The 21,469-nt window shown below is 69.1% G+C and carries 23 protein-coding genes and 1 pseudogene; 10 read left to right on the top strand and 14 right to left on the bottom strand.

What is annotated here, in order from left to right; genetic code table 11:
• Positions 1-15: 15 nt before the first annotated feature.
• Both B141_RS0106810 and B141_RS0106805 read left to right on the top strand, forming a co-directional pair.
• Positions 16-1,026, top strand: coding sequence for a hydroxyacid dehydrogenase (locus tag B141_RS0106810; RefSeq protein ID WP_020574408.1), 1,011 nt, complete (start codon positions 16-18; stop codon positions 1,024-1,026).
• A 42-nt stretch (positions 1,027-1,068) separates the two neighbouring features.
• Complete coding sequence (locus tag B141_RS0106805; protein WP_020574407.1) at positions 1,069-1,824, top strand: SDR family NAD(P)-dependent oxidoreductase; 756 nt, start codon at positions 1,069-1,071, stop codon at positions 1,822-1,824.
• Here the strand turns inward: B141_RS0106805 and B141_RS39280 are convergent.
• Genes B141_RS39280 through B141_RS0106790 form a run of 3 tightly spaced genes read right to left on the bottom strand, consistent with a single transcriptional unit; the run spans position 1,817 to position 3,365 of the window.
• On the bottom strand, positions 1,817-2,629 hold the full coding sequence (locus B141_RS39280) for a FadR/GntR family transcriptional regulator (RefSeq protein WP_020574406.1): 813 nt from the start codon (positions 2,627-2,629) through the stop codon (positions 1,817-1,819). The genes B141_RS0106805 and B141_RS39280 overlap by 8 nt on opposite strands.
• 44 nt (positions 2,630-2,673) lie before the next feature.
• Complete coding sequence (locus B141_RS51305; protein WP_026256980.1) at positions 2,674-2,853, bottom strand: hypothetical protein; 180 nt, start codon at positions 2,851-2,853, stop codon at positions 2,674-2,676.
• Positions 2,850-3,365: an Nramp family divalent metal transporter gene (locus B141_RS0106790; protein WP_026256979.1), complete on the bottom strand. Its 516-nt coding sequence runs from the start codon at positions 3,363-3,365 to the stop codon at positions 2,850-2,852. The genes B141_RS51305 and B141_RS0106790 overlap by 4 nt, the downstream gene beginning before the upstream one ends.
• Positions 3,366-3,622: 257 nt before the next feature.
• Here B141_RS0106790 and B141_RS0106785 point away from each other — a divergent pair, with 257 nt between their 5' ends.
• Together B141_RS0106785 and B141_RS0106780 are read left to right on the top strand one after the other, a co-directional pair.
• A complete protein-coding gene (locus B141_RS0106785) occupies positions 3,623-4,267 on the top strand; it encodes a bifunctional 4-hydroxy-2-oxoglutarate aldolase/2-dehydro-3-deoxy-phosphogluconate aldolase (protein ID WP_020574405.1) in 645 nt (214 codons plus the stop codon).
• A complete protein-coding gene (locus B141_RS0106780; protein ID WP_020574404.1) occupies positions 4,264-5,238 on the top strand; it encodes a sugar kinase in 975 nt (324 codons plus the stop codon). Before B141_RS0106785 ends, B141_RS0106780 begins: the two co-directional genes overlap by 4 nt.
• A 38-nt stretch (positions 5,239-5,276) precedes the next feature.
• Here the strand turns inward: B141_RS0106780 and B141_RS53215 are convergent, their stop codons facing one another.
• From B141_RS53215 to B141_RS39270, 5 genes and pseudogenes are all read right to left on the bottom strand, one after another.
• Positions 5,277-5,429, bottom strand: a complete 153-nt coding sequence (locus tag B141_RS53215; protein ID WP_020574403.1) for a VapC50 family PIN domain-containing toxin — start codon at positions 5,427-5,429, stop codon at positions 5,277-5,279.
• Positions 5,430-5,715: 286 nt separating this feature from the next.
• A pseudogene (locus B141_RS51300) lies at positions 5,716-5,949 on the bottom strand (transposase); the annotation flags it as partial.
• 226 nt (positions 5,950-6,175) lie between these two features.
• Positions 6,176-6,544, bottom strand: coding sequence for an IS5 family transposase (locus B141_RS51295; protein ID WP_420313577.1), 369 nt, complete (start codon positions 6,542-6,544; stop codon positions 6,176-6,178).
• Between the two features lie 112 nt (positions 6,545-6,656).
• Positions 6,657-6,980: a hypothetical protein gene (locus B141_RS0106755; RefSeq protein WP_020574400.1), complete on the bottom strand. Its 324-nt coding sequence runs from the start codon at positions 6,978-6,980 to the stop codon at positions 6,657-6,659.
• A 181-nt stretch (positions 6,981-7,161) separates the two neighbouring features.
• Positions 7,162-7,575 (bottom strand): helix-turn-helix domain-containing protein, encoded by a 414-nt coding sequence (locus tag B141_RS39270; RefSeq protein WP_020574399.1) that lies wholly within the window; start codon positions 7,573-7,575, stop codon positions 7,162-7,164.
• 155 nt (positions 7,576-7,730) lie between these two features.
• Here B141_RS39270 and B141_RS0106745 point away from each other — a divergent pair, with 155 nt between their 5' ends.
• Complete coding sequence (locus tag B141_RS0106745) at positions 7,731-8,402, top strand: maltokinase N-terminal cap-like domain-containing protein (RefSeq protein ID WP_202805687.1); 672 nt, start codon at positions 7,731-7,733, stop codon at positions 8,400-8,402.
• A 115-nt stretch (positions 8,403-8,517) separates the two neighbouring features.
• Here B141_RS0106745 and B141_RS45360 read toward each other — a convergent pair whose 3' ends face one another.
• The 4 genes from B141_RS45360 to B141_RS0106725 all read right to left on the bottom strand — a co-directional run bounded on the left by B141_RS45360 (position 8,518) and on the right by B141_RS0106725 (position 14,818).
• Positions 8,518-10,389 (bottom strand): SpoIIE family protein phosphatase, encoded by a 1,872-nt coding sequence (locus B141_RS45360; RefSeq protein ID WP_020574397.1) that lies wholly within the window; start codon positions 10,387-10,389, stop codon positions 8,518-8,520.
• 138 nt (positions 10,390-10,527) lie between these two features.
• The gene (locus tag B141_RS0106735) at positions 10,528-12,000 is read right to left on the bottom strand and encodes an FGGY family carbohydrate kinase (protein WP_084678143.1); all 1,473 of its coding nucleotides are present in this window, start codon (positions 11,998-12,000) and stop codon (positions 10,528-10,530) included.
• The gene (locus tag B141_RS0106730) at positions 11,997-13,640 is read right to left on the bottom strand and encodes an alpha,alpha-trehalose-phosphate synthase (UDP-forming) (RefSeq protein ID WP_020574395.1); all 1,644 of its coding nucleotides are present in this window, start codon (positions 13,638-13,640) and stop codon (positions 11,997-11,999) included. Before B141_RS0106730 ends, B141_RS0106735 begins: the two co-directional genes overlap by 4 nt.
• 182 nt (positions 13,641-13,822) lie before the next feature.
• Complete coding sequence (locus tag B141_RS0106725) at positions 13,823-14,818, bottom strand: Gfo/Idh/MocA family protein (protein ID WP_020574394.1); 996 nt, start codon at positions 14,816-14,818, stop codon at positions 13,823-13,825.
• Between the two features lie 370 nt (positions 14,819-15,188).
• Between B141_RS0106725 and B141_RS0106720 the strand changes: the two genes are divergently transcribed.
• A complete protein-coding gene (locus B141_RS0106720) occupies positions 15,189-15,545 on the top strand; it encodes a VOC family protein (RefSeq protein ID WP_020574393.1) in 357 nt (118 codons plus the stop codon).
• A gap of 62 nt (positions 15,546-15,607) precedes the next feature.
• Here B141_RS0106720 and B141_RS0106715 read toward each other — a convergent pair whose 3' ends face one another.
• Entirely contained in the window at positions 15,608-17,140 is a 1,533-nt protein-coding gene (locus B141_RS0106715; protein ID WP_237742635.1) for an amidase, read from the bottom strand.
• A gap of 143 nt (positions 17,141-17,283) precedes the next feature.
• Between B141_RS0106715 and B141_RS0106710 the strand changes: the two genes are divergently transcribed.
• From B141_RS0106710 to B141_RS0106695, 4 genes are all read left to right on the top strand, one after another.
• Positions 17,284-17,604: a DUF3263 domain-containing protein gene (locus tag B141_RS0106710; RefSeq protein ID WP_020574391.1), complete on the top strand. Its 321-nt coding sequence runs from the start codon at positions 17,284-17,286 to the stop codon at positions 17,602-17,604.
• Between the two features lie 23 nt (positions 17,605-17,627).
• Positions 17,628-18,473 carry a trehalose-phosphatase gene (gene otsB / locus B141_RS0106705; RefSeq protein WP_020574390.1) on the top strand — a complete coding sequence of 282 codons (846 nt, stop codon included), beginning with the start codon at positions 17,628-17,630 and terminating at the stop codon, positions 18,471-18,473.
• A gap of 134 nt (positions 18,474-18,607) precedes the next feature.
• Complete coding sequence (locus tag B141_RS0106700; protein WP_020574389.1) at positions 18,608-19,549, top strand: DUF6454 family protein; 942 nt, start codon at positions 18,608-18,610, stop codon at positions 19,547-19,549.
• Positions 19,550-19,626: 77 nt separating this feature from the next.
• Complete coding sequence (locus tag B141_RS0106695) at positions 19,627-20,538, top strand: ABC transporter substrate-binding protein (RefSeq protein ID WP_020574388.1); 912 nt, start codon at positions 19,627-19,629, stop codon at positions 20,536-20,538.
• Here the strand turns inward: B141_RS0106695 and B141_RS0106690 are convergent.
• On the bottom strand, positions 20,470-21,300 hold the full coding sequence (locus tag B141_RS0106690; RefSeq protein ID WP_157180839.1) for a class I SAM-dependent methyltransferase: 831 nt from the start codon (positions 21,298-21,300) through the stop codon (positions 20,470-20,472). The two genes, B141_RS0106695 and B141_RS0106690, sit on opposite strands and share 69 nt — an antisense overlap.
• Positions 21,301-21,469: the final 169 nt, after the last annotated feature.

Genomic DNA, 21,469 nt, shown 5'->3' with positions numbered 1-21,469 from the left:
CACGAAGGAGTACGGATGACGAGCGATTCCCGCGCCCGGGTGGCGGTTCTCCTGTCCGAGGCCACCCGCGCGATGGTCCTCACCGGCGAGGCCGAGCAGCGGCTGGGGGCGGTGGCGGACGTACGCCAGGCAACCGGAACGCCGGACACGTGGGACCTTCCCGCTCTCCTGGACGGTGCGGAAGCCTGCCTGACCGGATGGGGGACGCCGCGGTTGGACGCGGAGGTGCTCCAGGCCTGCCCGTCGCTGCGGCTCGTCGCGCACTCGGCCGGAAGTATCCGCAACCTCGTTCCCCAGGAGGCGGTCGGTGATCGGCTCATCGTCTGCCAGGCAGCGGCTCTGATCGCCGACTCAGTGGCCGAACTCGTCGTCCTCCAGATGCTTTCCAGCCTGCGCGAACTCCACCGCCATGACCAGGGGCTCCGCAACGGCGCTGCGTGGGGCGACCTCCGCACCGAGCATCCCGGACGGCTGCTCGGGGCGCGCACCGTCGGCGTGGTGGGCGCGAGCCGCACCGGCCAGGCGGTGATCCAGCTCCTACGGGCGTTCGGTGCCACCATCCTGGTCAGTGATCCGCTGCTGTCCAGCGAGCAGGCGGATGCCCTCGGTGTTGAGTTGCTCGATCTCGACGACCTCCTCCGGCGCAGCGAGGTGGTCACCCTCCACGCGCCACTCCTGCCGGAAACTCGCAATCTGTTGGGCGCGCGGGAGCTCCGCCTGATGCGGGACGGCGCCTTGCTGGTCAACAGCGCGCGTGGTGGTCTGGTCGAGCCGGACGCGCTGCTGGCCGAGTTGCAGGCGGGCCGGATCACGGCGACCCTCGACGTGTTCCCCAGTGAGCCACTGCCGCCAGACAGCGAATGGCGGAAGGTGCCGAACGCGATCATCTCGCCGCACACGGCTGGGCACACGCTCGACTCGCACCGCCGCCAGGGGGATGCGATGGTCTCGGAGATCGTGCGCTTCCTGCGCAAGGAACCCTTGCGGTACGCCGTACCCGCGGCCTCCGTCACCGTCCTCGCCTAGCCGACGTCCACGGCCACATCGCCGTACAGAAAGGTGATTCGCATGGAGCTCGACCTCAGCGGAAAGTCCGCGCTCGTCACCGGCGGAGCGACCGGTATCGGCAGAGGCGTGGCGCTGGCGCTGGCCGCCGCCGGCGCCGACGTGGCGGTGACCTACCGCAGCCACGACGGCGCGCAGGTCGCGAAGGAGATCGCCGACCTCGGCCGAAGGTCAGCGGCGTACGAACTGGACGCCACGGACAGCGGCCAGGTCGACCAGGTGATCGACGAGGCGGCCGCGGCATTGGGTGGGCAGCTCACCATCCTGGTCAACAACGCCGGCGGCCTCATCGGACGTACGCCGATCGCGACGATGACCGACGAGCACTGGCATCAGGTCATCGATGTCAACCTGTTCAGCGCGTTCGCCTGCTCGCGTTCAGCGTTGCGACACCTGCCGGACAACGGCCGGATCATCAACATCTCCTCCCTCGCCGCCCGCAACGGCGGCGGTCGGGGTGCGGTCGCGTACGCCGCCGCGAAGGCCGGTATGCACGGGTTGACCCGCGGGCTGGCGAAGGAACTCGGCCCGCGCGGCATCACGGTCAACGCCGTCGCGCCCGGGCTGATCCTCGACACGCCGTTCCACGAGGCATTCACGCCGGCGGCGGAACAGCAAGCCGCGGTTGACAGCACCCCGCTGCGGCGCGCGGGCTTCCCCGACGACGTGGCCGGCGCCGTGCTCTACCTGGCTTCGGATCTCGGGGCGTTCACCACTGGTGCGGTGCTCGACCTCAACGGGGGTACGTACTTCAGCTGAGCTCGTCCGCCACGCCAGGAGCGTTCTGGAACGCGGCGTGGCGCCGGGCCACGTCGTCCAGGATTCCTTCCAGGGTGACCGAAGGGCCGAGCATCCGTTGGAGTTCGCGTAGCGCAAGCTGGTCGACCCGGCGCTCGAGGTCCTTGGCGTACAGCTGCCGGGTGAGGTCGAGGTGCTCTCGCATGGCGGCGTAGGCCCGGTCGGGGTCGCGGTCGCGGATCGCCTGCCACACCTCGTCATGCTGGCTGATGCTGGCCTGGCGCGCCTGCCGGTCAGAGAGGCTGCGCAGCATCAACTCGAAGGTCAGGCTCGTGATCGAGGCGTACATCGTCTCGATCACGGTGTTGTGACCTGCTCGGACGACGAGCGCGTGGAAGGCGAGGTCGAGCCGGGCCCGCTCGAGCACCCGCCGGGTGGTGGCGAAGTCGTCCAGGCAGCGCCGCATCGCCCGGATCTCCGTGTCGGTCGCGTGGCAGGCCGCGAGCCTCGCGGAGTACGCCTCCACCATCATGCGGGTCTCGAGGAGTTCGCGAACCGAGGTGTTCCGCCGGCGGTACGACGTGTCAAGCGAGCGTGCGCCGTCGGTCGAGCGCGGCTCACGGACGAAGGTGCCGCGAGACGGCACGATGTCGACGAAGCCGCGCTCGGCCAGCCCGCGGAGCACCTCCCGCACCATCGGGCGGGACAAGCCGAACGTCCTGGCGAGCGTGCGTTCGGGCGGGAGCCTGGCTCCCGAGGCGAGCCGCCCAGCGAGGATCTCGTCGAGCAGGTGGGCGGCGAGGCTGTCGCGGGTGTGCGGGCTCACGGGGCGCTGTCCTTCCTGCCGACGAGCCGCGCCGGTCGATTCGTTCACTCGAACAGCTTCTGGCCCTGCTGAACGATCGTGATCATGCCAAGTGTCCCGTAGAAGGCCACCGCCAGGGCGATCATGACGGTGCGGAACCGCCTGATCTGGATCGGCCGGGGCAGTGCCCGTTTGTTCATGACGATGAGGAGTACGCCGTAGATGGCCATCATGACGCCGCTCACGCAGGAGGAGATGACGAGCAGCACGAGGGGCTGGGTGACGCCGGCCAGCAGCGGGCAAGGTTTCCTTGCGTTGGCGCGAAGACGTAACCGGTGGCGGACGCGGCTTCGTCCTGGCCGGTGATCGGGCTCACCAGGCGCGGGACGTACGCACCCATGCCGAACTGCTTGTCGCGGATCCAGTTGCTCTGGCAGAGATTCTGGCCACCACCCGCCCCGGCGTAGGCGATCGCACCCAGCATCAGTGCGAATTCGAGATCCGGGAACTGGCCGGTCACCATCGTCGCCGAACTCGTCGCCCAACCAGGCCAGAGGTTCGCGAAGTAGGTCATGATCGCGAAGACGAGACCCGAGTGTTTCCACAGCCGGCTGAATCCGGTCAGTGCGGTTTCGCCGGTCGCGAGCGTGTTTCGCCCGATCTCCATATTGAGAAACCACTGCGTGATGACCCCGAGGACGGCGCCCCAGAGAAACACCAGCCCTACCTGCGAAGAGATGTAGGGCCGCAGGATCATGCTCGGTCGACATGCGGTCGTCCCTTCGTTGGCCTGACGTGCCGTGACGCGGACGAAACGCTGCGGAAACAGTCAAGCTGCTCGTGATCAATCCGGTCAAGACCGGCACGAAGGGCCGCTTTCTGACGCCGGACCCTAGACTCGGGTGGTCGACCCGGCGGATGAGGAGGGGTGCACGTGAGTGAGCGCAGCGAGCGAATCATCCAACACAGCGCGAAAAGTGCCTCATGTGCGCCCGCAGCGAAGCGAGGACGCGCATGAGCTTGCAGCAGGCCATGAAGAAGTGCCCGGCGGTCGCGATTCTGAGGTCGTCGTCAGCGGCCCGGTATTCCGACGTGAGTGACGTCCTGGTCGAGGCCGGCATCCGGGCCGTGGAGTTCACGTTCACGGCACCGGACGTCGCTGACGCGATCCGCGCCTACGCCGCTTGCAAGCCGGCCGACGTGGCCCTCGGCGCCGGCACGGTCATCACCGTCGAGCAGGCGCGGGCAGCGGTCGAGGCCGGTGCGACGTACCTCATCTCACCGTCCATCTGCGTTGACGTCATCGAGGAGGGCACCCGCCTCGGCGTACCCGTCCTTCCGGGCGCGCTGACTCCCACCGAGATCCTCACGGCATGGCGGGCGGGTGCCGCGATGGTCAAGGTTTTTCCGGCTTCCGCAGTAGGCGGCCCGTCGTACATCAAGGCGGTTCGAGGGCCGCTCTCCGACATCCCGCTGGTCCCGACCGGCGGCGTTGACGTCGACAATGCCGGTGCCTACCTCGCGGCGGGAGCGGTCGGCGTAGGGGTGGGGAGTCCGTTGGTCGCCGACGCCTGCGAGCCGGGCGGTGATCTCGACGCGCTCTCCGCGCGGGCCCGTGCGCTGGTGGCGAGCGTCACGGGGGCGGTGGCCCGCCCATGACCGGCTCCTCAACCGACGCCCAGCCCACCGTGGATGTGGTCACGCTCGGGGAGACGATGGCGCTGGTCGCCGCCACGACGACCGGGTCCTTCACGGTGGGCGCACCGAGCCGGATCTCCTTCGGTGGCGCCGAAACCAACGTCGCGATCGGACTGAGCCGGCTCGGACACGCCACCGCCTGGATCGGTCGGCTCGGCGCCGACCCGCTCGGCCAGCTTGTCAACGACGCCTTGCGCGGCGAGGGCGTGGACGTGTCACGCGTACGTCTCGAGACCGAGGTGCCCACCGGCCTGATGTTGCGCGAGCACCGGACCGCCGACCGGGTCCGGGTCAGCTACTACCGTCGCGGGCTGGCCGGCTCGAGGCTTGCGCCCGAGGACGTCGATGCGGAACTGGTCCAGTCCGCGAGGTGCCTGCACCTTTCTGGGATCACGCCGGCCCTGTCTCCTTCGGCCAAGGCGGCGGTCCACCGCGCTGTGGAGTTGGCCCGGGCGGCCGGCGTTCTCGTGTCGTTCGACCTCAACTACCGCGCCGCCCTGTGGTCGCCCGCCGAGGCGGGTGCGGCGATGGGTGCGCTCGTCGAACAGTCGGACGTCGTGTACGCCGGTGAGGAGGAGGCGACGCTCGTCGTCGGCGAGGGCTCACCAGACCACCTGGCCAAGGAACTCGCCGCGCGCGGACCGTCCGAGGTGATCCTCAAACTCGGTGCCGCGGGAGCGTACGCCGTTATCGATGGTGCGGCCGTCTCGTCGCCGGGGCTCGCCGTGAGCCTCATCGACCCGGTAGGTGCGGGCGACGCGTTCGTGGCGGGATACCTGTCGGCCCGGCTCGACGGCCTGGCGCCGGCGGAGCGACTGCGGCGCGGCAACGTCTGCGGCGCGTTCGCGGTGTCGGTGTCGGGGGACTGGGAAGGCCTGCCTCGCCGGAGTGAGCTCGCGACCCTCGACGGCACCGAGAACGTCGCCCGCTGACCGAGTCAGTACTCCCAGACCGGCCCCGGCTGCGGGCGCTAGCTTCGAAGAGCTGCGACAGATTCGACGAGCCCGTCACATTCGAGGCTGGCGAGAACGTCGTCGATAGTCGTGCCGGCACGCCACGCATCGGCTATCTGCTGTATTGCCGCTGCGACGGCTGCCTCGTCGAGGTCAATCTGGTCGAGCACGAACTCGTCCGGATGCTTGGCCTCGACATTCCACTATTTGGCCTGGACAGGGCCCGACTGTCCGACCCGGATGAGTAGGTCGCGGACGCTGCTCCTGTAGAGCACGTCGGCGTCGTAGACGACGACGAACGACACATGGCTACACCTCTAGGCCATGTTGCTAAAGGTCTGGACCCAGTGGAGTGTGGCGGCGAGGCACTGACCGGAGTGGTGGTTGCGGGCGGTCTTGTCTGATCGCATCGCGAGCCCACGCCACTGCTTGAGCTTGTTGAAGCAGCGCTCGACGACGTTGCGGCCCCGGTACCTCGTCACCGAAGTCGATCGGGCGGCCAGGTCGCTTGCGGCGGTGGGCGATCTGGTCGTCACGTTCCGGGATCGTCGTGGCGATGCCGCGCTCGCGCAGCCACGCCCGGTTCGCCCTGGACGGGTAGCCCTTGTCCGCCAGCAGCCGGTCCGGGCGCTGACGTGGCCGTCCGGTCGCGCCGGCCACGCGGATCTCGTCGAGCGTGTCGGGCAGCATGGTCGTGTCCGCGACCTGGCCACCGGTCAGGACGAACGCCAGCGCCCGCCCCTTGCCGTCCGCGACCTGGCCACCGGTCAGGACGAACGCCAGCGCCCGCCCCTTGCCGTCCGCGACCTGGCCACCGGTCAGGTCGAACGCCAGCGCCCGCCCCTTGCCGTCGGCGACCAGGTGCGTCTTGGTCGTCAACCCGCCACGGGAGCGGCCGATCGCGTGATCAGCGGGTTCATCTCCGAACTTCTTGTAGTTCGACCGTGCCCCCTGTGTCCCTGGGCAGGGTCGCGCCGTGCTGGTGGACACGCACGATCGTGGAGTCGATCGACGCGATCCAGTCGACGTCGCCGCCCTGGTGAGCCATCGCCTGGACCTGCTCGAGGACGCGCGCCCAGACCCCGGCCGTCGACCAGCGGTCGAAGTTCTTGTAGATCGTGTTCCAGCTCCCGAATCGCTCGGGCAGATCACGCCACGGCGCCCCGGTGCGAAACCGCCACGCCGTCGCCTCGACCACCGAGCGTCGGTCTACCGGCGGACGGCCCGTAGCCTTCACAGCGGGAAACAGAGGCCCGAGCACGGCCCACGCCTCATCAGAGATCACGTCACGCGACACAAGCACAAGGCTGCGCCCGACGACTTCGAAGACCCCCTAGCAACACGCTCCGAGGCTGACCGAAACTCGTTGCCCGCGCGCACCACGAAGCGTCTACTGGTCAGACGGGATCGGTGAACGAGATCGGCTTGCCGGTGGCGTGGGCGTATGCGATCTCCCTGCTCGTGGACTCGCCGATATACCCGCCTGGGTTGACGACCAGAACCCGGTCAGCCAGGTCGATCTTGCGCAGGTGGAGGGCGTCCAGCGCGGTCTTCTGCTCGTTGGTGATCAACTCGTCTGCTTCGTGATCCTCGGCGCGCAGGAAGACGCCTGGCGCGACGACGATGACACCTGCGAAGGTCAGATCACGGTTCGCCGCGCTCATCTCGTCCACGAACCGGGTAGAGCCGCAGATGCAGACAATCTCAGGTCGGTCGGGCACGGCTCAGTCCTTCGGGTCGAACGGGAAACCGTCAGTGTGCGCATAGACATCACAGACGGGCATACGAGCCAACAGCTTACGCAGCGAGATGGACACCACGCGGCTGCACCGTCGCAGGCGGGAGGCGTGGCCCGTGCTGGGAATGACGCTGCTCGACGCCGAGGACTGGGGTGCACCCGGCTCACCAGCTTCCTTTAGCAACACGGCCTAGGTCACGCGAGAGTGTCGAGAGCTCGTCGGCGGCCATCCGTCGGCGTTCGTCGTCGCGACGGCGGTAGTCAAGAAGTGATTCCGCGCGAACCCGCCGGTGGCTGCCCACCGTGTGATAGTCGATCTCGCCTGCGTCCAGCAGGCTGATCAGGAACGGACGCGACACATTGAGCATGTCGGCCGCCTGTTGAGTGGTCAATTCGGCATGGACCGGAATAACGGAGACACCTCGGCCGGCCGCCATGTGAGCAAGGATTCGAGCGAGCAAGGCCACCGCGGCAAGAGGAACCTCCAGGGTTTCCTTCCGGTCGTTGTCGGCGACCAGCAGGGGGGTGGTCTCCTCGCCCTGGTGTCGAGTGAGGTAGTCCTTGATCCGAGGAAGCACCTCGTCGGCAGCTTCGAGCGACGTGTGATCTCCCGAGGGTGGTTGTCACCGCGACGCCACGCTGGGCTCTCGATGCTGCGGCTGGGCCGACCCAGTTGAGGGACGCTGCCCAGGTCTGGCAATCATGAGGGATGGCTGTCATCCACCACACGACCATGAAGCCCACCAAGCTGGAGTTGCTCGAGCCCTGGCTTCCCACACAACCGTGGTACGCCAGCACGGAGCGCAAGCCCGAGTTGACGAAGGTCGGGGGTTTCCGTCTCGATGACCCCCAGGGCGAGGTCGGGATCGAGTTCATGGTCGTCACCGACACCTCCGGCGAGCGGCCCGCGTCGTACCACCTACCCCTCACGTACCGCGGCGCGCCGCTCGACGGTGCCGAGCAGGCCCTCATCGGCACGTCCGAGCACGGGGTGCTGGGACGGCGGTGGGTGTACGACGGTACCCACGATCCGGTCCTCGTCGCGGGGCTGCTCGCCCTGCTCCAGGGCCAAGTCGAGCCGCAGGCGCAGAGCCTGAGCGACACCGCCGACCGGTCGGTCATCGTTTCCTTCACCGGCGCCGGCTTTTCGCCCGTGGTCGAGTCGGCGGTCGTCACCAACGGTCCGCACGGCACCCACCTCGCGGTGGAAACCAGTCCGGAGGCGCAGCCAAACCGCACGCCAGCCGGACGTCTGACCATCGACGTGACCCGCGCCCTCCGACCGGACCAGGCCACGTCCGAGACCACCACACTCGGGGTCACCGGGGTCAGGGGATACGTCAACGTCAGCTGGCGCCTGCCGGACGGTGGTGAGAGCCGCGGCGCGTTCGTCGTACTGCGCTAGGCCGTGAGGCAGTGGAGACCTTTCCGGGTCAGAACACGGAAGAGTCTCCGCTGCTTCGTCCGCCACTGCTTTGTCCGGCACTGTTTCGCCCGGCATCGTGGCGCCTCTGATGTTCCTACGGCTGGCGGGCCCGGGCGAGGAGGAGGGCCACGTCATCGTCGTACCCCGCCGGCGGTCGTAGTGCGTCGATGACCTGGTCGCACATGCCTTCGAGGGTGCCCGACGCCTTGGCGAGCGCGTCGACGAGTTCGTCGATACCCGCGTCAACATCGCGTTGGCGGTGCTCGACCAGCCCGTCTGTGTAGAACGCGACCATGGTTCCCTCAGGGACCGTGACGACATGTTCGGGCGCCGCGCAGGTGCCCACGCCGAGCGGGAGCCCGGCCTCGTGGTCCAGCCGCCGGGCCCGGCCCGCGCGGTTGACGACCAGGATCGGCAGGTGGCCCGCCGAGGCGTAGGTCAGCGTCCGCCGCACCCGGTCGAAGACGGCGTACACCGACGTGACGATCTCCGCCTCGCCCAGATCGCCGACCACACCGTCGAGGAGGTCGAGGATCTCCTTCGGGGGCAGGTCTTGGCGGGCGTACGCGCGGACGGCGGTGCGTACCTGCCCCATCAGGGTCGCCGCCCGCAGCCCTCGCCCCATCACGTCGCCGATCACCAGGGCGGTCCGGCCGGCGGCGATCGGGATCACGTCGTACCAGTCGCCACCCACCTCCGCCTCCTCGGCGCCGGGGAAGTATCTGGTCGCGACCTCGAGTTCGGCCGGCTGGTGGGTCCAGGCGGGGAGGAGGCTCCGCTGGAGAGTGAGGGCCGCGCGGCGCTGGCGGCGTTCGCTGTCCTGGAGGTTGCGGGCGAGGCGGCGTTCGGCGTCGAAGAGCCGGGCGTTCTCGATGCTCTGGGCGGCCCTGGTCGCGATCTGCTCGAGGACGGGGAGGTCCTCGCCGGGTTCGAGTTCGCGGTCGTACGCCTGACCCGGTCCGAGCAGGGTGAGGACGCCGATGACGCGTCCCCGGGTGATGAGGGGGACTGACACAAAGCCCCGTCCCTGCGTGGCCTCCTGGACGATCTCGCGGGACTGCGGGTCGTCGTACATCAGGGCAGTGACCCGTGGATCGGTGGCGTTGACCACGCTGGGCCGGCCGGTGAGGACCGCCCGGATGGCAGGGTGGTCGTCGCGGTGGGTGCCGCCGAGCTTCAGGACCGCGTGGGCGAGCTCCTGCCGGGCTGGATCGGCGTCGCGGACGTAGACCCGGTCGAGGCGTCGGCCGTCCCAGAGGTCGATGATGCAGAGCTGACCGAACCGCGGGACCACCAGGTCGCCCACCGTTTCCTGGGTCATACCGACGTCCAGCGAGGAGGCCAACCGGCTGCTCGCGTGGACGACGTACGCCAGCCGGTCGCGGACATGCTCGAGCTCCGCCCGGGCGGCGCGTTCGGCACGCAGGAGCGCGGCGCGTTCGTCGTCGTCTCGGCGGGAGTTGGTACGCCGGTCGTCGAGCCCGCCGAGTTCGTCGAGCCCGTCGAGTTCGTCGAGTTCGGCAAGGACGACGAGCACGTCGCCGGCGGCGGAACTGAGCGAGGATGCACTGAGTACGCTCTCGGCCGCGGTGGCCAGTGACTCCGCGCCCCCGACGCGGGCGGCGACCTCGACCTTGGGACTGGGGCCGTCCGGAGAGCCGTCGAGTGCGCGGGCGCGGACGGCGCAGAGCACGGGCTCGCCGTTCTTGTGGCGCAGGTGGACAGTGCTTTCCCAGGTGCCGTTGGCGCGGGTCCGGGCGAGGAGTTCCCCGGCGTTCGCGCCCTCGATGGCGGCCATCGCCTCGCCCGCGTCCTGACCGAGAACGTCGTCAGCGGACCAGCCAAGGATCGACTCGGCGGCGGCGTTCCAGATTCTGATCCGAGCAGCGGCGTCGACGAGCACGACGCCGCTCCCCGTGAGGTCGAGCAACGCTTCGAGGCGCTCCCGCTCGGCTGGCCTTGTCACTCCATGTGCCCCTTCCGTTGCGGAGCATCATCTTGCCTGGTAGCCGGCAGGTGCGGAAACTCCGCACGAGCGACGGCGGTGCGGCTTTCGTTCAGACGCAGGTGATTGCGAGGGGTTCCCGCAGTGCCTGTCGCCGCATCAAATTCCTCCCCATACGTCACGAAGTCGTGAATAGCGGGCGCGGACCGTGGCCATCCGCGCGGCGTCGTCAGGATCAGGACCAAGGAGCGGACCCGGCCGCGGCAGGTCCAGTCCGAGTGCCTGGGCGGCAGCGCCGCGGGCACCCACCTCCGGGTCGTCGGCGATACGCACCCGGCGGTCGAACGTCGCGGCGAACGCGCGCTGCCACCACGGCGAGGCGTGCACCGCGCCACCGCCGAGTACGACGTCCAGCTCTGCGCCGAACGACTTCTCCAGCACATCCAGAGCTCGGGCCGCTTCGAGGGCCACGCCCTCCATCGTGGCGGCGAGGAGGTCCTCAGCGGAAGTCTCGAGCGACAGTCCCGCCACCAGGCCCGAGCCAGGGGGCATCGACCCAGGCGGCCGGCTGCCGGCGTGCAGGGGGATCGATACGAGGCCGCTCGCGCCCGGCGGGATGGTGGGTTCGGTGTCGGGACCGAGGGTGAGGAGCCGGACCGCCCAGGCGTGGAGGACCCCGCCGCCCGAGAACGCGATGCCGCTGACCAGGCGTTCGGCGTCCACCCGATAGCGCCAGACCGTCGGTGGGGGCGGAGGAACGTTGGGACCGTGAACGACGCGCAGCGCCGCGGACGTACCAACCGTCACCGCGACGGCATCGGCCTGAGCGCAGCCGCTGCCGAGGTTGGAGGCGGCACCGTCCCCGAGCACCGCGGTCCACTGGGCGTCGGCGAGCGCAGGCCACCGGTCGCGCCAGCGGGGAGCGAGCCGGCGGGGCGTGTCGTCGATCAGCGGCAGCTCGACGGCGGTCGGTGCCAGGCCGGCGAGGTCGAGTGCCTCGGGGTCCCAGCACTGCCGGTCGAGGTCCAGGAGTCCGGTGCCGGACGCGACGGATGCCGAGGTCGCGTCGGTGCCGAGCAGTACGGCGCGGACATAGTCAGGAAGACCGAGAAACCGCAGGGGAGTCTGGGCGCCGAGCTGGCCGCGCAGCCATGGAACCTTCGCCGTCCAGTACAACGGGTGAACCCAGGTGCCGGTCCGCGCGTGGAAGGCGTCCGGGTCGGCGGGCTGCCGCCCGGGATCTGGCTGCGCCCGGGTGTCCAGCCAGGTGAGGACGGCCGAACGGGGTACGCCGTCCGGCCCCACGGCGAGCAGGGAGTGCCACTGTGACGAGGTGGCGACGAGTTCGACGCCGTCGAGCGCGCCGCCCTCCGCGAGCTGGTCGAGACAGCTGACGAGCCCCGCGACATAGGCGTCGGGATCAAGCTCTCCCCGCCCGTCGTCATCCTGCTGCGGTTGGACGCCGGCCCGGGCGAGCAGCCCGGGGATGGGTTCGGCCCGGGCGTCGCAGACCACGGCTCGGACGGAGGAGGACCCAAGGTCGAGCGCCAGCACCCGGCGTCCGGTCGGGGACTCCGCCGGGGCCGGGCCTGCGTCCGCCGGGCGCCGTGAAGGGCGCCGAGGGTCGGTCATGGGTGGGTCCCCTCCGTCAGGGCAGAAAGGAACGAACTCGCCCACCGGTCGACGTCGTGCTCCACGAGATGCCGCCGCATCGCCCGCATCTTGCGGGTCGCCTCCCGCGGCTCCATCCGCAGCGCCTCGAGGATTGAGCGTTTGAGCCCGTCCACGTCGTATGGGTTCACGAGAAGAGCTTGCCGGAACTCGTCGGCGGCGCCGGCGAATTCGCTGAGAAGGAGGACTCCGGTGTGGTCGTAACGGCAGGCGACGTACTCCTTGGCGACGAGGTTCATGCCGTCCCGCAGCGGCGTCACCACCATGACGTCGGCGGTCCGGAACAACGCGGCCAGCTCCGAACGGTCGTGGGAGGAATGGAGGTACGTCACGGCGGGTCGCCCGATCCGGCCGTGTACGCCGTTGACCCGGCCGACCGCGAGCTCGACCTCGTCCCTCAGGAGTTGGTACTGCTCGACGCGTTCGCGGCTCGGCGTCGCGATCTGGATGAACGTCGCTTCGTCGGGCGTGAGCAGCCCCTCGTCGAGGAGTTCGGAGAACGCGTAGATGCGTTCGGCGATCCCCTTGGTGTAGTCGAGCCGGTCGATGCCGAGCAGGATCTTGACCGGCGCGCCGATCTCCTCGCGGATCTCCCAGGCTCGACGCTCCGTCTCGGGCCGGCGGGCGATCTCCTCCAACTCGCCGACGTCGATCGAGATGGGGAACGAACGCGCATGGACGACCCGGCCGTCGGGCAGGAAGATCCGGTCACGCTGGGTCTGGTAGCCGAGCAGGCGACGGGTCAGCCGGATGAAGTTCGAGGCGGCACCGGGTCGCTGGAACCCGATCAGGTCGGCGCCGAGCAGGCCGCGCAGAATCTGCTGGCGCCACGGCAGTCGGGCGTACAGCTCGACGGGCGGGAACGGGATGTGCAGGAAGAAGCCGATCCGCAGGTCGGGCCGGAGTTCGCGCAGCATCTCGGGCACGAGCTGGAGTTGGTAGTCGTGCACCCAGACCAGGGCGCCGAAACCGGCCGAGGCCGCCGCTGCCTCCGCGAACCTGCGGTTGACCTGCACGTAGGAGTCCCACCACTCCCGGCGGTGGACGGGCGGAGCGATGACGTCGTGGTAGAGCGGCCAGATGGTGGCATTGGAGAAGCCCTCGTAGTACATCTCCACGTCGTCTTGGGAGAGAGGGACCGAGACGAGGTGCATGCCGGCTTCGTCGAAGGGCGCGGGTGCCTCGCCGGTGCCGCCCGCCCAGCCGATCCACGCACCCTTGTTGGCGCGCATCACGGGGTCGAGGGCGGTGACGAGCCCACCCGGACTCCGGCGCCAGGTGGTGGTGCCGTCGGGCCTGTCCGTCCGGTCGACGGGCAGGCGGTTGGCGACGACGACGAACGCGGACTTGGCCGAGTTCGGGCGGACCCGCTTCTTATCCGTGCTGGGTGCGGAGGTCGTCGTCTCGGCCGGCGTTACTTCGGTGCCCTGCGTCGCGACGGCCGGTGTGAACGGGTCAGCGGGTGCGAGCGGGTCAGCAGGTGCGAGTGGGGCGGCGGGTGCGAGTGGCGCGCCGGCTGACGGGCTAGGTGACGATCCTCTTGGGAGAGCCGTGGTCGTGGACGGAGTGGTTCGCGACGGCGCCGGGATGTCGGCGGGCACTGGGTCTCAACTCCCTCAGTTGGTTCCTACTCGACACTACGTGGACGAGCGGGGTAGGGCTGGATCCACCCAGTGGGGGCGGGCCCGGACGGGCGAACCTCGTGAGGGGCTGGATCCACGCGGCGAGCGGCGCGGGATCCTCGGGAGATCCGTACACCTCCACACGTAGAGCATCTTGACGTCTACGTAGCGTCGTCACCTGGATAACGGACTCCGAGCTGGCCGCGGGCCGCGTCGAGCACCTCCATGACCGCCAGGCTGTCGGCCCAGGACACCAGGGGACTCTCGAGCAACCCGTCCCGGAGGCAGCGGGCGACCTCCATGGCCTCGTAGGTGTACCCGACGCCGAGGAGTTCGACGGCGTACGTCTCCGGATCTTCGCCGTCCGGCCGGTGGAGGGTGAACTGGTGGGTGTCGTGGAAACTGCGCGGCAGGTCGATCCAGCCGTCGGTGCCGGCGACCGAGGCGGTGTTGGGGAGGGAGCCGGTGAGCGAGCCGGTCAGGTTGGCGACCGCGTCACCGTCGTAGTCGAGCAGCATCCCGACCGTGGCGTCCACGCCGGTCGGCGCGAGGGTTCCCGTCGCGCGGACACTCCGCGGTGCCCCCAGTAGATGGTGGGCCAGGCTCACCGGATAGACGCCGACGTCGAGGAGGGCCCCGCCGGCAAGCTCCGGAGCGAACAACCGGTCGTTCGGGTCGTACGTGGCGAGGAAACCGAGGCTCGCCTGCACCGAGCGGGGCTCGCCGATGGCGCCGGCCGCGACCAGCTCACGAAGCCGCAGGTGAAGCGGGTTGCAACGCATCCACATGGCCTCCATCAGGAAGACCTGCTTCTCCCGGGCGAGGGCGATCAGCTCCCGCGCCTCCGCGGCGTTGACCGTGAGTGCCTTCTCGCAGAGCACCGCCTTTCCGGCCTGGATCGCGTACCGCGCGGTGGCCAGGTGGTCCGAGTGCGGTGTGGCGACATAGACCACATCGACGTCGGGGTCATCGGCCACCTCGGTGTACGACCCGTAGGCCCGGCGTACGTCGTACTTCTCGGCGAACGTCTTCGCCCGCTCGAGACTTCGTGACCCGACGGCCACCACCTCGTGGTCGGCGAGCAGGGCGAGGTCACGGGCGAAGACGGTGGCGATGTTTCCGGTCGCGACGATGCCCCAGCGGATCCGGGGGTGCATACGACTCCCTTTCCTGTTGGCTTCCGGTTGCTGCCAGGGCGCGGGTCTTGGGCGCACCCTGTCCTGGACGCTACTTGGGTGCCACCGGCCGGAGTCGGGATCCGTTCAACCCTTGGTCGGAAGCCGTCCGGTACCGGCCCCTCGTGGGGCCCGGAATGATCACGTTTACGTGGTCATTCCCTGCTTCACATGGCACCGACACCGTGCGAGGCAGGTAATGACCACGTAAACGTGATCATTCCGCGCAGCGCTGGGGCGGGGGGTGGATCGACACCAGTAAAAACGTGATGCCGGTTGATATTCGGTCGCCGTAACCGCCATAATGCGTACGCAGGTTTCGGAGCAAAGGTCGAAAACTCAGGAGGTCCCCATGGCTGTCGGCAAACTCGGAGTGGTCGCGCTCGACTGCCCAGAGCCCAGGTCGCTCGCGGAGTTCTATCGCTCGGTCATCGGCGGCTCGCTCGACGGCGACGGCGACTGGGTGACGCTGCGCGGCGACGACGGTGTCGGCCTGGCGTTCCAGCGCGCGGATGACTGGCAGCCGCCGATCTGGCCGGGCAAAGAGCGGCCGCAGCAGGCCCATGTCGACGTTGAGGTGACCGACCTCGATGTGGCGGAGAAGCAGGTCCTCGAGCTTGGTGCCCGCAAGGCGGACTACCAACCGGGTACGACGTTCCGGGTGTTCCTCGACCCGGTCGGTCACCCGTTCTGCCTCTGCGCCTGCTGACCGGCGTTGAACTTGCCAGGGGTTCGTCCTCGATTTCTCAGCATCCGGAATGCCCACTCCGGTCAGCCGGCCGCTGGCGGGCGGTACCCCGGCCGGAGCGACAGGTCGAGCGCCTGCTCGAAGGCGTACGCCAACCTGATCAGCGTCGGCTCGCTCCACGCCGTACCCATGAAGGCGAGCCCCACCGGAAGGCCGTCGGTGACACCGCACGGCACCGAGACCACCGGATAGCCAGCCAGCGCGGCCGGCTGGGAACAGCCGCCGGACAGGTGGTCGCCGTTCGCCAGGTCGATCTTCCAGGCCGGCGGGTAGGCCGGCATCACCAATGCGTCGAGGTCGTGGGCGCGAAGTGCCGCGTCGATCCCCTCCGCGCGCGCGAGCCGGCGGCAGGTCGCGAGGGCTTCGAGGTAGGCGGGGTCGTCGAGGCCACGGGTGTTCATCGCGTCCTCGAAGCGTTCCTGCCCGAAGTACTGGAGCTCGGTGTCCGCGTTTGCCTCGTTGAACGCGATCAGGTCGGCGAGGCTTCGCGGCGCGCCCGGACCGCGGGTGGCGAGATACGCCTCGATGTCGACCTTGAACTCCGTCGTCAGCACCGTGCCCTCGCAGGTGCTGGAGCTGAGGTCGCTGACGACCGGCAGGTCGGCCGGGTCGACGATGGTCGCACCCTCGGCGGCGAGCAGCCGGACCGCCTGCTCCGCGAGGGCGTCCGCGCGCGGTGCGTACCCCCACAGTCCCTTGCGGGGCAGGCCGATCCGAGCGCCGCGCAGACCGTCGCGGCGGCAGAATCCCGTGTAGTCGGAGTGCGCCGTACGGCCGCGCTGGAGGGTGGCCGGGTCGTCGCTCGCAGTGCCGGCGAGCACGCCGAGCAGGAGGGCGGCGTCGGCCACCGTCCGGGCGATGGGACCCGCCGTGTCCTGGCTGTGCGAGATGGGGACGATTCCGGTACGCGGGATCAGGCCGACGGTGGGCTTGATGCCGACCACCCCGCACAGGGATGCGGGACAGACGATCGACCCGTCCGTCTCCGTACCGACCGCCAGCGGCGCGAGCCCGGCAGCGACCGCCGCCGCGGAACCGGACGACGACCCACCAGCCGACCGGTCGAGAGCGTGCGGGTTGACGCCGAGCCCGCCGACGGCGCTCCATCCGGACGAGGAGTAGATGGAACGGAAGTTCGCCCACTCCGACAGGTTGGCCTTGCCAAGGATGACCGCCCCGGCCGCGCGCAACGCACTGACCAGGGGCGCGTCCGCGAGCGGCCGGCTGTCGAGGAGCGCGCGGGAGCCCGCGGTCGTGTGCATGCCGTCCGCGGTGTCGATGTTGTCCTTGACCAGGACCGGGATACCGTGCAGGGGGCCGCGTACCCGGCCGTCCGCGCGTTCGCTGTCGAGCTCGGCGGCGAGTGCGGCAGCGTCCGGGTTGGTCTCGATGACCGATCGGAGGGTGGGGCCGGACCTGTCGATCTCCTCGATCCGGCGTAGGAGCGTGGCGGCCACGTCGGCCGCGGAGGTGGCCCCGGACGCGTAGCGGCGACCGAGAGCGTGGGCGTCGAGCTCGGCCGCGTCGGCCGTCGATGGCGAGGGATCAAGGGACATCGAGCAATGGTGCACCGTACGGTGGACCATTGCGGGCCGATCGGCCAACCTCGCCACGGCGAATGACACAGTTGTGGTTCGGTGCGTACCATGACTGTCGCTGCTGATCGAACCGGAGGGAACGCTTGGGTATGGACGCTGCAATGGATCCAGCTACGGGGCCAGGCACCACGCCGAGCGCGTCTACCGCAGAGGCCTCGGCACGCGGTGGAGAGGAACTCTCCGAGCGTGACCAGCAGATCCTCACCTTCGAGCGCCAGTGGTGGAAGTACGCCGGCGCCAAGGAGCAGGCGATCCGCGACCAGTTCGGAATGTCAGCGACCCGCTACTACCAGGTCCTCAACGCCCTCATCGACCGCTCGGACGCGCTGGCCTTCGACCCGCTCCTCGTGAAGCGGTTGCGCCGGTTGCGGTCAAGCCGCCAGCGGGCGCGCGCCGCTCGCCGGCTCGGCGTCGAGGTCTGACCCATTCCTTCCGCCTGCTGCCGATGACGGTCTCTGGCGAGCTGCCGCAGCCGCGGACGCCGGCTGGCGTGGCCGGACTCCGCGCGCTGGTCGAGCACCCCGGCGAGGCGATGCTGGCGTTCGACTTCGACGGCGTCCTCTCGCCGATCGTCGACGATCCTGAGCGCGCCTTCGCGCATCCGGCGGTGGTCCCCGCGCTGTCACGGCTCGCGCCGCACTTCCGGGCCCTGGCGATCGTGACGGGCCGCCCGGCCGAGGTCGTCGTACGCCTCGGAGGTTTCGCGGGTGTCCCTGAGCTCGCCGGCCTGCTGGTCGTCGGCCACTACGGCGAGGAACGCTGGGACGCGCGTACGGGCGAGATCACCGCGCCGTCGGTTGATCCCGGCGTGGAGGAGGTACGCCGGGGATTGCCGGAGCTGCTCTCGCGGTTGGGTGCGCCGCCCGGGACTGCGATCGAGGACAAGGGACGCGCGGTCGCGGTGCACTTCCGGCGAGCCGCGGATCCCGCGGCAGCTGGCGCCCTGCTCACCGAGCCGCTGACGGAGCTTGCGTCTGCGCACGGTCTTTCTGTGCAACCGGGGCGGATGGTGCTCGAGCTGAAGCCGGCGGGCATGCACAAAGGCACCGCACTGCGGAGTCTGGTTGCCGAGGTGGGTGTCCGCGCCGTGAGCTACACCGGCGATGACCTCGGAGACCTTCCGGCGTACGACGCGGTGGAGGAACTGCGTTCCGAGGGGCTCGACGGATTGCTCGTGTGCTCGGGATCGACCGAGGTGACCGCGTTGGCCGAGCGGGCGGACATCGTGGTCGACGGGCCCGCCGGCGTCGTGGCGTTTCTCTCGGCGCTGGCCGCGCGGTTTGGCAGCTAGATCCGGGACCGTTGTCCCGAGGCGTCTGCGACCAGCCCCAAGACTTCCGCCAGCGGACACGCGTACGCAACCGCACCGCCAGCAAGGACCTCCACGATCCGGTGGCAGATACGCGCAACCTGAGGAGGAACGACATGCGACGCGCGCTCATGGTGGGCCTCGCTGGATCCCTGGCAGCAGCGGCCTTGCTCGCGACGTCGGCACAGGCCGAGGAGCAGCACCGCGACGATCGGGTAACGGCCGCCTTGGCCCAGACCACCCGGTCGACGGTATGGACGCGAGTGCAGAAGATCCCGCTGCGCTTCCCCACGTACCATCCGCAGGGCTTGGCGCTAGTCGGCGACAAGATCTTCCTGTCGACCGTGGAGATCATCGAAGCGCCGGTGCGATACCCGGAGCCCGTTGACGGATACGACCGTACGCCGGGCAAGGGCGTCGGACACGTGCTCGTCCTGGACCGGCAGGGGAAGCTGCTCAAGGACGTGAAGCTCGGCGAGGGCACCGTTTATCACCCGGGCGGCATCGACTTCGACGGCACGTCGGTGTGGGTGCCGGTCGCCGAGTATCGCCCGAACAGTAAGGCAATCGTCTATCGGCTCGACCCCACGACGTACCAAGTTTCTGAAGAGTTCCGGGTAGCCGACCACGTAGGTGGGGTGGTTCGCGACCGGGTCAGCGGCAATGTCCACGGCGTGAGCTGGGGTTCGCGGACGTTGTACTCCTGGACGCGGAGCGGTCGCCAGCTCACCAAGCAGGCGAACGAGGACCACCTGATCGATTACCAGGATTGCGATTACGCCGGTTGGCGTAAGCAGATCTGCTCCGGCGTCACCGGTCTGGCCCGCCCCGAAGGCGGTAGCTACGAGCTTGGTGGACTGGTGCTGCGCGACCTGCGCGACAACCGGATCCTGCATGAGGTTCCGTTCCCGGAGTTCTCCACTGCCGGCCACGTGATGACCCGTAACCCGGTTGCACTCGAGGTGGCCGGTAACAAGCTGCGCCTGCTCGCCGCACCCGACGATGGTGAGGAGACCGCGGGCACCGAACTGTTCGTCTACGAATCACCGATCCGCTGACCCAGTAAGAGATATGCCCGTTTGTCGGTGACATGTCTTCACCGTGACCGGCGCCGATGGGAGCTACGCTCGTTCAGATGGGGCGTCCGTTGAAGATCGTGTCGTTGCTCCCATCGGCCACCGAGGCGCTGTTCGCCCTCGGCGCGGGTGACAGCGTCGTCGGGGTGACCTTCGAGTGCGACTACCCGCCGCAGGCTCGTACCCGGCGGGTCGTCTCCACCAGCGCATTACCGGAGGGGCTGCCGCCGGCGCAGATCGATGCGGTCGTCGCGGCCCGGATGGCAGCCGGCGAGGATCTCTATCATCTCGACGAGGGGGCGCTGAGCGGACTGGACCCTGACCTCGTCGTCACGCAGGACCTGTGTGCGGTGTGTGCCGTTGATGTGTCCGTCGTCGATGATGCCCTGTCCTACCTCGGGTGCCGGGCGCAGGTGCTCACGCTCGACCCGCAGGACCTCGAGCAGGTGCTGGGTTCGTTCGTCCAGCTTGGTCTGGCCGTTGGCCGGGAGGACGCCGCGCAAGCGTTGGTTGCCGGGCTTCGGTCCCGCCTGGACGCGGTCGAGGTGGCGGTACGCGGCCGGCGCCGCGTACCCACGATGGTTCTCGAATGGACAGATCCGCCGTTCGCCCCGGGCCACTGGATCCCGGAGATGGTCACGCGGGCGGGTGGGATGCCGGTGCTCGGCCGGGCTGGCGAACGCTCGAAGCGCACCACCTGGGAGGCGGTCGCCGCCGCGGCACCGGAGGTCGTGGTGTGCGCGCCCTGCGGGTATGACCTCCCAGGATCGGTGTCACTCGCGGAGGCGGTGGTCGCGGAAGGCCGGCTGCCGCGCGGGGTGCCGGTGTGGGCCGTGGACGCGAGCGCGTCCTTCGCCCGCCCTGGCCCACGCCTCGTCGAGGGGGTGGAGGCACTGGCCGCGTTATTGCACCCCGACGCCGGGATCCGGCTCGATTCGCGTCGGGCCCACCGCCTGCCCGACCCGGCGTAACGCGTCCGCGCGTGGTGAACGAATCGCCGTGGCCAACGCCGCCGCCGCTGCCCCATCAATGTGCCGGGCGGCGAGGAACCACTGCTGATAAGGATGCGGCCAGTCGATCGGGTAGCCCGCGAGGCCACATCGATCCAAGATTTCGCACAGCTCGGCCCAGGTGTAGGTCACGCAACCCGGATAGAGCCAGCCCGATCGCTCCCGAGGCCCCTCGCCGTCGAAATAGGTCGCGAGCAGGAACCCGCCCGGAGCCAAGGCTTCCTCGACCCGACGGAGCGCGGTCATCAGCAGATCGGGAAAAGTGTGGGAAAAAATACTCTGAGCGAGTACGTAATCGAACTCCACACCGAACCGATAGAGTCCGAAGTCGTTGGTGTGAAGGAACACCGGTTTGCGTTGTCTGAACAGATCGGCGCCGAGTTCCCGTGTCGCCGCCTCCTCGATCAGCCAGCGATTGGGTTCGAGGCCGAAATAGTGACCGGGTGCGAGGTAAGGAATGAGTAGCCGGCCGGCACGAAGTGATCCGCAGCCGAGATCGGCGAGAATGTGGCGTTCGCGCAGTCCGGCGGCGAGCAGAAGGCCGACCTGTATCCCGCCGATGAGATCATAATCTTCGGGCGGGCCGACGTAGGCGCGGTAATGCGCAGCTCCGGGACCGAGGCCCCGGCCAAGATCGGGTTTCCTGAAGGAGTTTCCTACGACTGGTAGCGATCGTGCGATCCGAAGGGGGCGCCGCAACCGATCCTTCATCTTCGCTAACAAGATCGCTCCCCTCGGGCGGCTCACCTCGTGGCCCGCGCGGCGGGCGACGAGTGAGTCACCATCGCCTTCGCGATATCCCTCTGGTCTATCCGCAATCTGGTCGTACGAAACAAAGCGAGGGTTTACGTGGGTTTGCCATTCGGCTCCGGTCGACGCGATTGGGTCGGTA

Source organism: Actinopolymorpha alba DSM 45243, from assembly GCF_000373925.1.
GTDB lineage: Bacteria > Actinomycetota > Actinomycetes > Propionibacteriales > Actinopolymorphaceae > Actinopolymorpha > Actinopolymorpha alba.
This window is presented reverse-complemented; position numbering and strand designations above follow the sequence as displayed.

Coding starts and splice junctions, on each gene's coding strand:
- B141_RS0106810 (WP_020574408.1), top strand. CDS start 16: ATGACGAGCGATTCCCGCGCCCGGGTGGCGGTTCTCCTGTCCGAGGCC.
- B141_RS0106805 (WP_020574407.1), top strand. CDS start 1,069: ATGGAGCTCGACCTCAGCGGAAAGTCCGCGCTCGTCACCGGCGGAGCG.
- B141_RS0106790 (WP_026256979.1), bottom strand. CDS start 3,365: ATGATCCTGCGGCCCTACATCTCTTCGCAGGTAGGGCTGGTGTTTCTC.
- B141_RS0106785 (WP_020574405.1), top strand. CDS start 3,623: ATGAGCTTGCAGCAGGCCATGAAGAAGTGCCCGGCGGTCGCGATTCTG.
- B141_RS0106780 (WP_020574404.1), top strand. CDS start 4,264: ATGACCGGCTCCTCAACCGACGCCCAGCCCACCGTGGATGTGGTCACG.
- B141_RS0106745 (WP_202805687.1), top strand. CDS start 7,731: ATGAAGCCCACCAAGCTGGAGTTGCTCGAGCCCTGGCTTCCCACACAA.
- B141_RS0106735 (WP_084678143.1), bottom strand. CDS start 12,000: ATGACCGACCCTCGGCGCCCTTCACGGCGCCCGGCGGACGCAGGCCCG.
- B141_RS0106725 (WP_020574394.1), bottom strand. CDS start 14,818: ATGCACCCCCGGATCCGCTGGGGCATCGTCGCGACCGGAAACATCGCC.
- B141_RS0106720 (WP_020574393.1), top strand. CDS start 15,189: ATGGCTGTCGGCAAACTCGGAGTGGTCGCGCTCGACTGCCCAGAGCCC.
- B141_RS0106715 (WP_237742635.1), bottom strand. CDS start 17,140: ATGTCCCTTGATCCCTCGCCATCGACGGCCGACGCGGCCGAGCTCGAC.
- B141_RS0106710 (WP_020574391.1), top strand. CDS start 17,284: ATGGATCCAGCTACGGGGCCAGGCACCACGCCGAGCGCGTCTACCGCA.
- otsB (WP_020574390.1), top strand. CDS start 17,628: ATGACGGTCTCTGGCGAGCTGCCGCAGCCGCGGACGCCGGCTGGCGTG.
- B141_RS0106700 (WP_020574389.1), top strand. CDS start 18,608: ATGCGACGCGCGCTCATGGTGGGCCTCGCTGGATCCCTGGCAGCAGCG.
- B141_RS0106695 (WP_020574388.1), top strand. CDS start 19,627: ATGGGGCGTCCGTTGAAGATCGTGTCGTTGCTCCCATCGGCCACCGAG.